The organism is Mucilaginibacter sp., from assembly GCF_041088075.1.
GTDB lineage: Bacteria > Bacteroidota > Bacteroidia > Sphingobacteriales > Sphingobacteriaceae > Mucilaginibacter_A.
Genome location: NZ_JBGCVY010000044.1, coordinates 21,410 through 36,009, shown reverse-complemented (window position 1 = coordinate 36,009; position 14,600 = coordinate 21,410). Strand labels below are relative to the sequence as shown.

The following is a 14,600-nucleotide window of genomic DNA, read 5'->3' as shown; positions in this document are numbered from 1 at the left end:
TAATCGGAGTATTAATAAAATATGGCCCAAGTTAAATCAGTAATTGTAGTTGGCGCATCGGCAGGCGGTTTGCAGGCCATCAGCCAGTTGTTAGAAAAAATACCACAAAACCTGGATGCCGCCATCCTGGTGGTTTTGCATGTTTCGCGCCATTCTCTGGGCGATGTTTTGGTGCACCATCTGCAAAAAAGGACAACATTTGCCTGCAGCATCCCCAAAAACGGGGAGCAGGTACAGGCCAGGCATGTGTATATTGCCAAGCCGGATTTTCATATGCTTATTGCTGCCGATGAAACCATCCGCTTTATCAAAGGCCCGCACGAAAACCGCTGGCGCCCTTCTATTGATGTGTTGTTTCGTTCGGCGGCCGTTGTTTTCAATTCCAAAACAATTGGCATTATTTTAACCGGTTTATTGGATGACGGAACCGCGGGCATGATGGCCATTAAAAGGTGCGGCGGCATTTGCATTGTGCAGGAACCCGACGAAGCGCAGTTTGGAGACATGCCGACTAATGTTTTAAACCATGTAGAGGTAGATTACCGTGTGCCGATAGCAGACATGGGCTATATACTGGATGATATGAAATCGAAACCCGAAAAACCAGCAGCCGTAGTGCCTGAAGACATCAGGACGGAGGCCGAGATGACCGAAAACATGGTGAGCAGTATAGACCAACTGAAAACCATTGGCACCCAAAGCGATTATACCTGCCCGGATTGCGGCGGCACTTTGTTTATGCTGAACCATGGCGGCCTGCACCGTTACCGCTGTTTTACCGGCCATGTTTATACGGAAAAACTACTGTTGGACAAGCAATCCGAATCGTTGGAAGAATCCTTATGGACCACCATCCGCAGGCTGGAAGAGCGCCGGAGTTTATTGCAAACCACGGCGCAGCACTTGCACGAAGTAAACCAGCCGGAAATGCAGTCCGAAAAACAAAACACCGCCGCCGAGTTAAGCGTTTATATCGAAAAACTAAAAGCGTTGCTCACTTCGCTTAGCGTAAACGGCCCGAACAATTTTGTGTACGAATAACAAAGGTTTAATCCTATTTTTACCGGCATAAAAGAAGCATGGTGGTTGTTTCGATATTGTTTTTGTCATTCCGATCCGAAGGGAGGAATCTTCTTCAAAGTAGAAAGAAAGCATGCTTCTTTTATCACCTTAAAATAAATAACGCTTCGAAGAAGATTCCTCCCTTCGGATCGGAATGACAGCAAAACACAAAAAGCCGACGTAGCTCAGTTGGTAGAGCAACTCATTCGTAATGAGTAGGTCGCAGGTTCGATTCCCGTCGTCGGCTCTTCATTAAAAATTAAAAGCTTATCAAAACAAAATATTTGATAAGCAATTTAATTAAATATATATTTGAATATCAAACAAAATATATAGCATCAGTACGAGCTTCTTTTACAAATTAAACTTCTGCTATAAATAAAAATGGGGACCGCAGCAACAATCATCATCGCAATAATTTGTCTGATCTCTGGTATCATTTCTTTGGTAATCGCTTATAACGCTTACCATAAAGCTAAATATTCAGATAAAATAACTTTTATCAAAGGCGATAAACGGGTAACTATTTCCACCAATCAAGATCGTGTATCACAAAGGAAAGAGTTGCTTAGTTTGTAATTTTGTTGGATCAGGAGCCGGTTAAGCAGTTGAACAATCAAAAGGATGGAACTTTTCTGGCTACGTTAATAACTTGTTTCGAGGCTGGCGCTGCTTATATACCGTCAAGCAGAGCGTAAACCCAAAAATGCTCATCCTCGTTTTTTCTCCGCTCATTTTTTTCTTTTGGGCGTGCCCCTGCGGGTCGGGCTATCCGCTCCAAGTCCTCGCTCGTGCCTCGCTGTGGGCTTTCCGCTACTATCCCTCACGCGGCAAAGCGCAGCACCGTCCTTTTTGCTACCGGTTTTACCCCAATTTTACACCCACAGCCCAACAACTTGCTTTACCACAACCCGCCAAATTTTGGGCTGCACCAGTCAGGCTTCATTGCCACGGCCTTTAGGCCGTGGACAAAGGCACAAACAAAGGCTTTAGCCAAAAACACAGGCCCGATAAATTAAACGGCCATCTATTTCTTTGCAATAAAACTTTACCTGCCAAAAGGCGTTGCACAAATACACACACAAAATTTAAACCGATAAAAGAAGCATTATGGATACGTTGAAAAAATTTGCCGCGATGGAAAAAATCGTTCATGAACTGGAAGATTTAAAGAACAGCCAACAGGCAATTGTACAAAAATTAGGAAAAATCGAAGTGGACAATATTGATTTGGGCGACAAACGCTTAGAAAAAGATTTGCCGGACATGCACCAGCGCATCAGCGATAATTTGGATGCGATTACCGATATTTTAGAATACTTTGCCGGCAACACCGATAAATTCAGCACCACCAACAACGTGGACAAACTGAAAGAAGACCAGGCGATTAGAGAAGCGGCCGGCAACGAATAAGTTATTTTATTTCGAAATCAAAAGCACCTGCCAAAACAGGTGCTTTTTTTATGCCGGTAAAAGAAGCATCGCTACGAAAAGGGTTTTCTGGAGATCATCTTCCTGCCCAACCAAATAAACAGCGCACAAAAAAGCGCAAAAACGATCAGCAGCACAAACGCATTCAAAGCCACGGTAGCATAACCAAACGTTTTTACATCCACAAAAAAGTACGGGTAGAAACCGGTAAAGGTTCCGCGGATAATCACATAAAACAAATAACAGAGCGGAAAAATAAGCCAGTAAGGCAAAGCCCTCCAAACCAGGCCTTTTTTCGGCAGAAAGAAAAACCAATTTAAAAGGTATAAAGCGGGAACAACGACGTGCAGCAGTTCGTCGTTGGTTTTAAAAATTCCTTTTGCGCTCCAAAACGGGCGCAAAACCAGATTATAAACCAAACAAACAATGGTAATGTAAACCGCAATGGCCGTGGCCGAAGAAATTTTAGCGAAAAACCGGCCAACAAAAGTTTTAGGAAACAATAAAACCGAAGTTAAACTAACGGCAACCAGAATATTGGTGAGAATGGTAAAATAACTGGCCAAATGCACGATGCTTCCGGCGAGCGTTTCCCCTTTTTGCATGTATTCTGGCACAGAAATCAAAAACTGCATGATGACGGCAAACCATGCAACTGCGGCTATGATTGCGGTAGCGATACTGTTTTTATAGGTATAATTTTGGTGTATCATTGGTTTTCTTGATTGCACTAAAAATATAGAATTTTAATACAACCAACCAACATCATTCCAACTATTCTACACTTTTGCCCCGCATCGCCGTGCTAACCGCCTGGTCCATCAACCGTTCGGCAAAAGGGCGGGTAAATTCGTTTAAGGTATCAATCCTTTTTAGGATCAAATCTTTATCGCCCAAGGTTAGCGATTCTTTCAGTTCGGCCACTAATTTCAGCGTATCGGTGATTTCTGTTGCTGCTAAATATTCCACGTTTTTTTGCACGAAACGTTCGACGGTGTAAACCATTTGTTCGCCTTCGGTGCGGGCTTCAATCAGCATCCGTTGCTGCACATCGTCTTGCGCGTGGGTAATGCTGTCCATCAGCATTTGCTCCACTTCGGCATCGGTTAAACCATAAGCTGGTTTTACTTCCACTTGCTGCTTTACGCCGGAACGTTGTTCAACCGCCTGGATCGTTAAAATCCCGTCCGCATTCAGCAAAAAGTTAATATCTACTTTGGGAAAACCGGCAGGCATGGACGGGATCCCTTTCAAATCAAATTCGGCCAGCTTGCGGTTTTCTTTTACCAGATCGCGCTCGCCCTGATAAACAGCAATTTTCATATTCACTTGTCCGTCTATCGAAGTGGTATATTGTCTTCCCGCTTTCGTTGGGATTTTTGCGTTGCGGGGAATGATTACGTCCATCAATCCGCCCATCGTTTCGATTCCCAGCGAAAGCGGTGTAACATCCAGCAGCAAAATATCGGTTCGGTTTCCGGCCAAAATATCAGCTTGGATGGCGGCGCCCAAAGCAACAACTTCGTCCGGGTTTACTTCATCATGCACAGGTCGCCCAAAAAATTCGGCCACCATTTTTTTGACTAAAGCTGTTCTGGTTGAACCGCCAACCATCACCACTTCATCAATCTGGCCAACCGTTAAACCGGCATCTTTTAATGCAAGTCGGCAGTTTTGTATCGTTTCTTCAACTTTTGGCAAGATCAATGCTTCAAAAGTCGGGCGGTCAATGGTACACCAAATATCCCCTATTTTTTCGTTGAACAAACTTTGGTGCGCGAAAGCTTTTTTGGCTTCTTCGGCTTTCAAACGCAATTCCTGCTGCGGCAAATCGGGCTGGTTTTGCAGGTTGTTTTTTTCGATCCAATAGTTCACAATCAAACGGTCGAAATCGTCTCCGCCCAAAAAAGTATTGCCATTGGTTGCCAAAACTTCAAAAATACCATTTTGAATTTGCAGGATCGAAACATCAAACGTGCCTCCGCCCAAATCGTAAACCGCAATGGTTTTGGTTTCTTCGGGATTGAGGCCGATGCCGTAAGCCAGGCTTGCAGCCGTTGGTTCGTTCACAATCCGCAACACATCCAAACCCGCCAACTTTCCGGCATCGCGCGTGGCCTGCCGTTGTGAATCGTTAAAATAAGCCGGAACGGTGATGACGGCGCGGTTTACTGGCGTTTTGATGGCATGTTCTGCACGTTCTTTCAGTTCTTTCAGGATCAGTCCCGACAATTCTACCGGGGTAAAAAAAGCATCGCCTACTTTAATTTTGACCAAGCTCTCGGTATCGTCGTCAATGATTTTGTAGGAGAAAAAGTTCTTGTAATCGGCCACATCTTTGTATGAACGGCCTAACAATCTTTTGACCGAAAAGATAGTGTTTTGCGGATCGCTAATTAGGAAACTTTTGGCTTCGTTTCCAACCGTAATTTCACCCTGTTCGCCAAAATGGATCACTGAAGGCACCAAAACACCTTTTCCCGTATCGTTTATCACCTGCGGGTTTTTATCAGGATTGATAAAAGCAACCAAAGAATTAGTGGTGCCGAGATCAATGCCCACAATAATTTCTTCCTGCTGGATAGAACCGGTAGTTAAATTGATAGAAACTTTAGCCATGATAAAAGTAGAACAAGCCGCAAAGTTAAGAGTTTTGCGGAAGGGCTTGTCATTGGAGTGTAGAGGGAGGCGCAAAAACAGAATGATTAATCATTGTCAAGCCTTTTTCCCAAAGGTTAAAGCATTTATATTTGACGAAACCGTTATAGCGGGATGATCCTTTTCAACAAGAAATTATAACATCAGCTTATGGAACAAAAAGGCGAAATATTAATTTACCAGTCCTCATCCGGCAATACCAAAGTTGATGTAAGGATAGAAAATGAAACGGTTTGGCTAAGCCAGAACCAAATGGCGGAACTTTTTCAAACCACAAAGCAAAACATCAGTTTGCACATCCGAAATATTTTTGAAGAAGGGGAATTGGATGAAAACTCAACTGTCAAGGATTACTTGACAGTTCAATTAGAAGGATCAAGAAGGGTAAAACGTGCTACTCAATTTTACAACCTTGACATAATCATATCGGTTGGTTATCGTGTAAAATCTCATATCGGCACTCATTTCCGGATCTGGGCCACACAGCGTTTAAAAGAATACATTATTAAAGGTTTTGTGCTGGATGATGAACGGCTGAAAGAGGCAAGAAACAATTATTTTGATGAGCTTCTTTTCCGCATCCGTGATATACGAAGCAGTGAAAAAGTTTTTTACCGTAAAGTGTGCGATATTTACACCACAAGTATTGACTACGATGCAAATACTGATGTTAGCAGAAACTTTTTCGCAACCATTCAAAATAAATTTCATTGGGCAATACATGCGCATACAGCCGCAGAATTAATTATGCAAAGAGCCGATGCAGCTAAACCAAACATGGGTTTAACCAATTTTCCCGGAGAGCAAATCAAAAAACAGGATGCAACAGTTGCCAAAAATTATTTGAACGAAGACGAGCTAAACCAACTTAACCGCATCATCAACCAATATCTCGAATTTGCAGAGTTGCAGGCATTGCAACGCAAGCCGATGTACATGAAAGATTGGATTACAAAATTGCACGGCTTTCTTACTTTAAATGACCGCGAAGTTTTAGAACATGCGGGTAAAGTAAGCCACGAACAAGCTGAAGAATTTGCTTTAAAAGAGTTTGAAAAATATCAAAAGCAATTAAATGCTTCGCAGCCCGACGAGTTGGATAAAGCGGTTAAAAAGTTATCAAACAAAAAGAATAAGTAACCCTACTTTTTTTAACAGGCAAATTAAACAGTTACCGAAAAGACGAATAAATGATTAATTTCCGTCCCGTAAACTGATTTTATAAATGTCTGCCTTTTCCAAATTTGCCGCCATACTGTTTTTACCCACCTTTTTTTGTTGCAGGCTGCAAGCCCAAACTTTTGGCGGCAACCCACCTTCCCTCAAATGGCAGCAAATCAATACACCGGCGGCCAGAATTATTTTTCCAAAAGGTTTAGATTCTTCTGCTTCCCGTGTGGCCAGTATCATCAAGTACATGAACAAAGATATTGCGCCAACGATTGGTTTCCGCCAGAAAAAGATCAACATTGTGCTGCAAAACCAAACCACGGTTTCTAACGGTTATGTGGGTTTGGCGCCTTTCCGCAGCGAATATTATTTAACGCCCGACCAAAACAGTTTTGAGCTGGGCAGCCTGCCCTGGGCAGAGCAGTTGGCCATCCACGAGTTTCGGCACGTGCAGCAATACAACAATTTTGATGTGGGCCTGACCAAACTTTTTCATACCATTTTTGGCGAAGGCGGACAAGCCGTCCTCAGCACGTTGACCGTGCCCAACTGGTTTTACGAAGGCGATGCGGTTTACAACGAAACTTTGGTGAGCCGACAAGGCCGAGGCCGGTTGCCGTTTTATTTCAACGGTTACCGCGCGCTTTGGTCGGCGGGCAAAAACTACAGTTGGATGAAGTTGCGCAACGGTTCGTACCAGGATTTTGTGCCCGACCATTATCCGCTGGGTTACATGTTGGTGGCTTACGGCCGCGAAAAATACGGCGACGATTTTTGGAAAAAAGTAACGCACGATGTCGCATCTGTAAAACGGACTTTTCGTAGCGCGGTCAAAAAATATTCGGGCAGCAGCTATCCGCAGTTTCGGATGCAGGCTTTAGATTATTTTAAGCAGCAGTTTTCGGCAGAAGACCAACCGCAAAAACAAGCCAAACATTTTGTGGCCGATGAGGAGTTTCCGGCTTTTATCAACGATACTTCTTTTATCTATGTAAAATCATCGTACAGCAAAGTGCACCGTTTTATGTTGAAGTCGGGCAACTGGGAAAAGGAAATCCGAATCCGTGATGCTTCTTTGGACAACCAGTTTTCGTACAAAAACGGCAAAATTGTTTATGCCAGTTACCGGCCCGATTTGCGCTGGGGCTACAAAGATTACAGCACGCTGCAACTGCTGGATGTGGCGACCGGAACCCAAAAAAGTATCGGTAAAAGAAGCAAGTATTTTTCGCCGGATTTGAGCGAAGACGGAAAAACCATCATTGCCGTTTTGCAATCCCCGCAGGGAAAAAGCGAACTGCATTTGATAGAAGTTTCGACCGGAAAATTGCTTCAAAAAGTCCCTAACCCGCAAAACCTCATTTACACTTATCCCAAATTTTTGGATGCAAAAACGGTAATTTCCGCAGTAAGAAACCCAAAAGGAATGATGAGTTTGGCGGAAATAAATCTTGTAAATGGCAATGTTCAAGCTTTAACGCCTTACGGTTTTCGGGTGATTGGCTTTCCGACCATCCAAAAAGATTCGGTTTTTTTTACGGCTGCCGCGGAGAAAAACGACCAATTGTACATGCTTCTTTTATCAACCAAAAAACTGTATCAGCTTAAAAATAAAACGTTGAATGAAGCGATTGGCAATTACGAAACAACCGTAAACAAGCACGCCATTTTGTACAATACGTTTACGGCAACCGGTTTTCATCTGCAACAAATTGAAAAAAGCGAGGTTAATTTCGAGCCGGTTTCTGAAAGTGTTTTAGCTGAAAACCCTTCCGATCTAAACATTTCTGATCTGGAAAAAAACAATGCTGATTTGCTGGCTTCTGTTCCGAATACTTCTTTTACCACCAAAAAATACGGCGGACTTTCTCATCTGTTTAATTTTCACAGTTTAATCCCTTCCTTCAACGATCCGGATTATACGCTTTCTTTGGTTGGCGAAAATATCTTGAACACTTTTCAATCAGAGCTTTACGGCACCTACAACCGCAACGAAGGCTACAAAGAGTTGGGTTTTGATGCCGTTTATGGCGCTTTGTTCCCTTATTTATCGGGCGGCATAAATTATACTTTCGACCGAAGGTCATTATACCAGAGCCGCGATGTTTATTGGAACGAAACGCAGGTGCAGGGCGGTTTTTCAATCCCGCTGACTTTTAGCAACGGCCGGACGACCAGCAGGTTAAGGCTGGGCAGCAATTATGTGTACAACCAAAGCAAATACACCGGCTTTTTCCAGTCGCAGTTGGGCACGCGGTCTTACAGTTATCTCAGCAACGCGCTTACGTTTAGCAGCCAAAACCAGCGTGCTTACCAGCAAATTTATCCGAGTTTGGCGCAAAATATCAGTTTGAGTTACAAAACGGCGGTTACTTATTACGATGCAAACCAGTTGCTGGCCAACGCTTATTTCTATTTTCCGGGCTTGTTCAAAAACAACAGCCTGGTTTTAAATGCGGCTTTTCAAAAAAACAATGGTGCAAACGGGATCGGTCTTTTTTCAAACCAGCTTCCTTTTTCGCGCGGTTACGAGGCCGAAAACCTGCATCAGTTAAGCAAGTTGGCGGCCAATTATCATTTCCCGGTTGCTTATCCCGATGCCGGTTTTGCCAACTTTTTTTACCTGTTGCGCATCCGGGCAAACGTTTTTTATGATTACACGCGTGCTTCGGATTCGTATGCCAGTGGAAAACCTTTTAAAGCCAATTTCCGTTCGGTCGGCAGCGAAGTTTATTTTGATTCAAGTTTATGGAACGAACTGCCTTTTACTTTCGGCCTCCGCTACACGCATTTGCAAGACCAGGATTTGTTTGGCGGACATAGTCCAAACCGTTTTGAGCTGATTGTTCCGCTCAGTTTTTTTTAAGGTTTAATGGATAAAATGCCGCTTAAATTTACTTTTGCTGCGTTTTCGATTTCGGTTGACAACGCCCCGCTAATTTTTATGCCCTAAAAATAGTATGCTGATTGATAAAGTACGCACCCTTCAAAACACAACTTCGCCGCCTAAAATTTTGATTGTTGGCGATTTAATGATTGACCAATACATTTGGGGCGATGCCAGCCGCTTATCGCCGGAAGCGCCGGTGCCGATTGTAAACGTCGGGAAAGAATCAAGCACACTGGGCGGCGCAGGTAACGTGGCGCAAAACCTGCTTTCGTATGGTGCAAAAGTGATTGTGGCAGGTGTCATCGGCGAAGACACGGCCGGAAAAGAACTGCTGAAAATGCTGGCCGATGAACAGGCCGACACGCAAGGAATTTTGACAGATTCGCAACGCATTACCACTTTAAAAACCAGGATTATTGTGGGCAGCCACCAGATTGTGCGGATTGACCGCGAAGTGAGCCAAAGCATAAATTCTGTTTGCGAGGAAAATTTGCTCAACAAAATTATTCCGCTTTTGGCCGAGGTTGATGTGGTCTTGCTTTCCGATTATAACAAAGGCGTGCTTTCGCCTTCGCTTTGCGCGCGCATTATTCAGGAATGCAAAAAGCTGGACAAAAAGGTCATCGTTGATCCAAAAGGTTTGGATTTTGAGAAATACAAAGGCGCGTTCATCATCAAACCCAACAAAAAAGAAATTGCGCAAGCCGTTAAAATTGAAAAAATTGGCACGATAGAAGACCTGCAAAAAGCCGCTTCCACTTTGTTTGAATTGACGGAAGTTGATTATTTGGTGGTTACTTTGTCTGAAGAAGGCATGGCGATTTTAACCAAAAACAGTTACGATTTGCTGGAAGTGAAAGCCACCGAAGTGTTTGATGTTACCGGCGCCGGCGATACCGTTTTGGCCACTTTGGCTTATTTTATTGCTTCCGGTTTTACGGTGCACGAAGCTTGCGAACTGGCCAACCACGCAGCGGCCATCGTGATTCGCCGTGTCGGAAGCGCGACCACAACGCTGGCAGAAATTATAGAAGATATGGAAAATGACAACAACTGAAATGGTAGCCGCAGAATTATACAACCACCAGCAACTGATGAGCCAGGTAATTGAGATGCTTCTTTTACCGATAGAAAATGGGTGCGCCATGATTACCGAAACCGTTTTAAGCGGAAAAAAACTGCTGATTGCCGGCAACGGCGGAAGCGCATCAGACGCGCAACACATTGCTGCCGAGTTTACCGGCCGCTTTGTAAAAGAACGCAAACCATTGGCTGCCATAGCTTTATCTACCGATACCTCTGCCCTCACCGCCATCAGCAATGATTATGGTTTTGAAAATGTTTTTAGCCGACAGTTGGAAGCTTTGGCGCAGCCCGGCGACCTTTTCCTGGCCATTTCCACCAGCGGCAACAGTGCCAATGTTTTAAAAGCGTTGGCATCTGCAAAAAAAGCAGGTTGCAAAACGTTGGGCCTGTCCGGCCGTGATGGCGGAAAAATGAATGAGTTGTGCGATTTGAATATTGTTGTGCCTTCGGATATTACGGCACGAATTCAGGAAATGCACATTTTGATTGGCCATATTTTTTGCAAGGCGGTGGATGATTTGTTTTGAATGCTTCTTTTATCACCAAAAAATATGTTTTTAAACAATTTAAGCTGGATAATATAACCGCAAAAATCATAGGTCCTAATTTTGTTTTCTTATCCTAAGATTCATTTTGCGTAACAGCCACTCATAAAATACATGCAAATTTTTTGTTGTAGTACATAAATGCAGATAAAGGGTTTTTATTGAAAAAACATCTGTATAATAAAACCCAATTGGTTCTTAAACAGAAAATACCACTTAGAGAGCTTTCTTCCTTAACATATTAAGTGCTTTAAGACAAATAAACTTAAACACCAGAAAGATAAACTTAGCTATTACAGAAAAACGAAGAAATTCGTTTAATTTAGCGTTGCCGGGACAATAGTATCTATTTCTTCGTCCTACAATACAACATTATGTTAAGTAGGGTAGTTTTAAGTGCTTAACAAAAGTCAATTGTGTAGCTTTTAATTCAGCAGCCGGTACTCCTGCGGTGTATAACCCATGCGCTGTTTGAATAACCTTGTAAAATGCTGCGAGTATTTAAAGCCCAATTCATAGGCTATTTCACTTACAGATTTATTAATGTCAAACAGTCTCTCCTTTGCCACATCTATCACTTTTGACTGAATGTATTCCTGAGCAGATCTGCCGGTTTCCTTCTTCACCAAGTCACCAAAATAGTTGGGTGATAAATGTAGGGCTTTGGCGCAATAAGCTACGGAAGGCAAGCCTTCACTCTGCGGTTTATCGGATGAAAAATAGCCTTTCAACAAGTATTCAAACCGTTCCAGGGTTCCTTTGTTTGCATTGTCGCGCGTAATGAACTGGCGGTCGTAAAAACGAACGCAGTAACCCAGCAGCAACTCGATGTTGGATGCAATCAGTCCTTTGCTGTGCTTGTCTATATTTTGATCGAGTTCATACTCGATGTTTGAGAAGCAATCAATCACAATACTTTTCTCTTTATCCGACAAGTGAAGTGCTTCATTTACATCATACGAAAAAAAAGAATAATCCTGAATGTGTTTGCCTAACGGAGTACCGTTTATCAGCTCGGGATGAAAGAGCAATAACCAGCCTTTCGGGGCAAACAGTTCAAGACCGGGTTGCACACCTATCACCTGTCCGGGCGCTACAAATACCAGACTTCCGTCCTGGTAGTCATAGTGCCTTCTTCCATAGCGCAATTGGCCACTGTTCTGTTCTTTCAGACCTACCGCATACAAACCAAGGTTGAATGACTTGGCAGGCACCGGTTGCGCTTTCGAGAGGTCAATCACCGCAACCAGAGGATGTTTGGTTGTTACGCCCCGCATGGTATTGTATTGCGCGATGCTGCTAATTTTTACGATCTCTTCCATACCTTTTTTTAATCGCTATAAAACTACAATTCTTTTATCGCTACAAAATTACAGGTTCCGGCAAGCGCTTTTGATACCGGCCCTCCCAATCAGTAATATTGGTAGGAGAACCCGTAATCTGTATACAAGAGGGCTCGCCCTTTCTTCACAATTTTGCAGCATAAAATATAAAAAATGAAAACACGACAATTAGGAACTAGCGGATTAGAAGTGTCCGGACTTGGTTTGGGCTGCATGGGATTAAGCCATGGTTATGGTCCGGCAACGGACGAAAAAGATGCCATTGCACTCATTCAAAAAGCTTATGAATCGGGCATTACTTTCTTTGATACAGCAGAAGCGTATGGACAAGGCGCCAATGAACAATTGGTAGGAAAAGCATTGCACGATGTACGTGATAAGGTAATCATCGCTACCAAGTTTGGCTTTACAAACGGCAAACATACAGATGGTTTAGATAGTCGCCCGGAACGCATTAGGCAGGTGGCGGAAAACTCGCTCCGGTATATGCAAACCGATTATATCGACTTGTTTTATCAACACCGCGTTGACCCAAATGTGCCTATTGAAGACGTTGCCGGAACCGTAAAAGATTTGATTGCCGAAGGCAAAGTAAAACATTTCGGTATGAGTGAAGCCAGCGTGCAAAGTATACGCAGAGCATACGCCGTACAACCCTTGGCAGCCCTGCAAAGCGAGTACTCCATGTTCTGGCGCGAACCTGAAAAAGAAATCATTCCATTGCTTGAAGAATTGAGTATCGGTTTCGTTCCGTTTAGCCCGTTGGGCAGAGGATTTTTAACGGGTAAGATAAATGCGGACACTGAATTTGACAAGACCGATGGCAGAAATTTCATTCCCCGTTTTACCAAAGAAAACCGTGAAGCGAATCAAGCCATTGTTGACCTTGTAACAACGATTGCGGGAGAACATAATGCAACGCCAGCGCAGATTGCATTGGCATGGCTGCTGGCGCAAAAACCATGGATTGCGCCGATTCCGGGAACAACAAAAATGACTCGCTTAGCAGAAAATATAGGCGGTGCAAACATCACCTTAAGCGATCATGATTTAGCCACTATCAATAAGGCTTTGGACAACATCAGCCTTCAGGGAGAACGCTACCCCGCAAGCTTGGCAGACCGTCAAGGCAAGTAAGCAAGCCATACTCCCGATGATACGTCCTCCTATGTCCTTTAATTCTATGGATTGCCGCAACCGGAATTGAAATCTTCAACCCAATCAAGTTATTAAAAATTTATGGAAAAACAGCATACAGATAGCTATAAAGTGATGAACATAACATTAAATAACGGCATAAAAATGCCGCTGCTTGGTTTTGGTACTTACTTGCTTCGAGATGGTTTAGAATGTGAACAGTCTGTGCTAAATGCGTTAAATATTGGCTACAGACTGATCGACACAGCTGCGGCATACTATAATGAGGAATCGGTGGGCAGAGCGATTAAAAAAAGTAATGTCAAACGAGAAGAAATCTTTGTGACCACAAAATTTTTGCCAGTGAATCTCGGGTATGAAAAAGCAAAGCGAGCCTTTGAAGCATCGCTAAAAAAACTGGATCTTGACTATATTGATCTATACTTGGTTCATCTCCCGCAGGGAGACATAAACTCCTCCTGGACAGCAATGGAAGAATTATATAAAGAAGGTAAAGTAAGGGCTATAGGTGTAAGTAATTTCAATATGAATCAGATTCAGAATTTACTTAAGCAGCATAGTGTGATACCAGCAGTCAATCAAGTGGAGACACATCCATTTTCCCAAAAAACAGAAATGCAGAAAGCTTTAAAATCTCAAGGCATCCAGTTGGAGTCATGGGCACCCTTTGCTCAGGGTAAAAACAGTCTTTTTAATAATGAACTTTTAAAAGTGCTTTCAAGCAAATATAATAAGAGCATTGCCCAAGTGGTCTTGCGATGGTTAATTCAAAAAGAAGTCGTGGTTATTCCGAAATCAGCAAATTTGAAAAGGATAAATGAAAATTTCAATGTATTTGACTTTGAGTTGTCTTCCGGTGATATGACAACTATCAAATCTTTAGATAAAGGTAGTGGACTAATTTATCATGTTTAAAAGACGTTTGAAAATAGCAAGTAAGTAATAAAACTTCGCAAACTTCATTGTAGTTTTTCTATCGTGAAAGTTTATTTGTACACTCAAATTATTGAATTAATTACAAAAAAGTTTAGTTTGAACCAACAAGCATCTTAATAAGGGTTAATACCGTCAATAACTACAAAAAAGCGCACTTATGTGCGCTTTTTTGTATTGTCTGAAAACTTATAATACGGAATGCGTACTTCTCTTTTGTACTAAATAAGCTGATAGAAATGGCTTTTAACAATCTTCAAACTCTGCTTGCTTACACAGATATAATGGACATGGTTTTAATATCATTACGCCTTGGTTTGCTTA

11 protein-coding genes and 1 tRNA gene are annotated in these 14,600 nt (G+C 42.8%); 9 read left to right on the top strand and 3 right to left on the bottom strand.

The genetic code is table 11. The features are described from left to right. Positions 1-21: 21 nt before the first annotated feature. From V5804_RS10400 to V5804_RS10390, 3 genes are all read left to right on the top strand, one after another. Positions 22-1,041, top strand: a complete 1,020-nt coding sequence (locus V5804_RS10400; RefSeq protein ID WP_369591320.1) for a chemotaxis protein CheB — start codon at positions 22-24, stop codon at positions 1,039-1,041. Positions 1,042-1,236: 195 nt separating this feature from the next. Beyond that, positions 1,237-1,309: transfer RNA gene (locus V5804_RS10395), tRNA-Thr, on the top strand. 863 nt (positions 1,310-2,172) lie between these two features. Further along, a complete protein-coding gene (locus V5804_RS10390) occupies positions 2,173-2,475 on the top strand; it encodes a hypothetical protein (RefSeq protein WP_369591319.1) in 303 nt (100 codons plus the stop codon). Between the two features lie 71 nt (positions 2,476-2,546). Here V5804_RS10390 and V5804_RS10385 read toward each other — a convergent pair whose 3' ends face one another. Together V5804_RS10385 and hscA are read right to left on the bottom strand one after the other, a co-directional pair. After that, the gene (locus tag V5804_RS10385; protein WP_369591318.1) at positions 2,547-3,206 is read right to left on the bottom strand and encodes a Pr6Pr family membrane protein; all 660 of its coding nucleotides are present in this window, start codon (positions 3,204-3,206) and stop codon (positions 2,547-2,549) included. Between the two features lie 61 nt (positions 3,207-3,267). Further along, positions 3,268-5,112 carry a Fe-S protein assembly chaperone HscA gene (hscA, locus tag V5804_RS10380; RefSeq protein WP_369591317.1) on the bottom strand — a complete coding sequence of 615 codons (1,845 nt, stop codon included), beginning with the start codon at positions 5,110-5,112 and terminating at the stop codon, positions 3,268-3,270. A 189-nt stretch (positions 5,113-5,301) separates the two neighbouring features. Between hscA and V5804_RS10375 the strand changes: the two genes are divergently transcribed. From V5804_RS10375 to gmhA, 4 genes are all read left to right on the top strand, one after another. Further along, positions 5,302-6,291, top strand: coding sequence for a virulence RhuM family protein (locus V5804_RS10375; RefSeq protein WP_369591316.1), 990 nt, complete (start codon positions 5,302-5,304; stop codon positions 6,289-6,291). Between the two features lie 85 nt (positions 6,292-6,376). Then, complete coding sequence (locus V5804_RS10370; RefSeq protein WP_369591315.1) at positions 6,377-9,187, top strand: hypothetical protein; 2,811 nt, start codon at positions 6,377-6,379, stop codon at positions 9,185-9,187. Positions 9,188-9,281: 94 nt separating this feature from the next. Continuing rightward, positions 9,282-10,268, top strand: coding sequence for a D-glycero-beta-D-manno-heptose-7-phosphate kinase (gene rfaE1, locus V5804_RS10365; RefSeq protein ID WP_369591314.1), 987 nt, complete (start codon positions 9,282-9,284; stop codon positions 10,266-10,268). Next, entirely contained in the window at positions 10,255-10,824 is a 570-nt protein-coding gene (gmhA, locus tag V5804_RS10360; protein WP_369591313.1) for a D-sedoheptulose 7-phosphate isomerase, read from the top strand. The genes rfaE1 and gmhA overlap by 14 nt, the downstream gene beginning before the upstream one ends. Positions 10,825-11,267: 443 nt before the next feature. On the opposite strand, the gene V5804_RS10355 is transcribed toward gmhA, so the two are convergent. Beyond that, positions 11,268-12,164 carry a helix-turn-helix domain-containing protein gene (locus tag V5804_RS10355; RefSeq protein ID WP_369591312.1) on the bottom strand — a complete coding sequence of 299 codons (897 nt, stop codon included), beginning with the start codon at positions 12,162-12,164 and terminating at the stop codon, positions 11,268-11,270. Positions 12,165-12,338: 174 nt separating this feature from the next. Here V5804_RS10355 and V5804_RS10350 point away from each other — a divergent pair, with 174 nt between their 5' ends. After that, positions 12,339-13,322 (top strand): aldo/keto reductase, encoded by a 984-nt coding sequence (locus V5804_RS10350; RefSeq protein WP_369591311.1) that lies wholly within the window; start codon positions 12,339-12,341, stop codon positions 13,320-13,322. 102 nt (positions 13,323-13,424) lie between these two features. Beyond that, positions 13,425-14,258 carry an aldo/keto reductase gene (locus V5804_RS10345; protein WP_369591310.1) on the top strand — a complete coding sequence of 278 codons (834 nt, stop codon included), beginning with the start codon at positions 13,425-13,427 and terminating at the stop codon, positions 14,256-14,258. Positions 14,259-14,600 lie beyond the last annotated feature (342 nt).

Excerpts from the sequence above, each read along its gene's own strand:
- V5804_RS10385 (WP_369591318.1), bottom strand. The coding sequence starts at position 3,206 with ATGATACACCAAAATTATACCTATAAAAACAGTATCGCTACCGCAATC.
- gmhA (WP_369591313.1), top strand. The coding sequence starts at position 10,255 with ATGACAACAACTGAAATGGTAGCCGCAGAATTATACAACCACCAGCAA.
- rfaE1 (WP_369591314.1), top strand. The coding sequence starts at position 9,282 with ATGCTGATTGATAAAGTACGCACCCTTCAAAACACAACTTCGCCGCCT.
- V5804_RS10345 (WP_369591310.1), top strand. The coding sequence starts at position 13,425 with ATGGAAAAACAGCATACAGATAGCTATAAAGTGATGAACATAACATTA.
- V5804_RS10390 (WP_369591319.1), top strand. The coding sequence starts at position 2,173 with ATGGATACGTTGAAAAAATTTGCCGCGATGGAAAAAATCGTTCATGAA.
- V5804_RS10400 (WP_369591320.1), top strand. The coding sequence starts at position 22 with ATGGCCCAAGTTAAATCAGTAATTGTAGTTGGCGCATCGGCAGGCGGT.
- V5804_RS10370 (WP_369591315.1), top strand. The coding sequence starts at position 6,377 with ATGTCTGCCTTTTCCAAATTTGCCGCCATACTGTTTTTACCCACCTTT.
- V5804_RS10350 (WP_369591311.1), top strand. The coding sequence starts at position 12,339 with ATGAAAACACGACAATTAGGAACTAGCGGATTAGAAGTGTCCGGACTT.
- hscA (WP_369591317.1), bottom strand. The coding sequence starts at position 5,112 with ATGGCTAAAGTTTCTATCAATTTAACTACCGGTTCTATCCAGCAGGAA.
- V5804_RS10375 (WP_369591316.1), top strand. The coding sequence starts at position 5,302 with ATGGAACAAAAAGGCGAAATATTAATTTACCAGTCCTCATCCGGCAAT.
- V5804_RS10355 (WP_369591312.1), bottom strand. The coding sequence starts at position 12,164 with ATGGAAGAGATCGTAAAAATTAGCAGCATCGCGCAATACAATACCATG.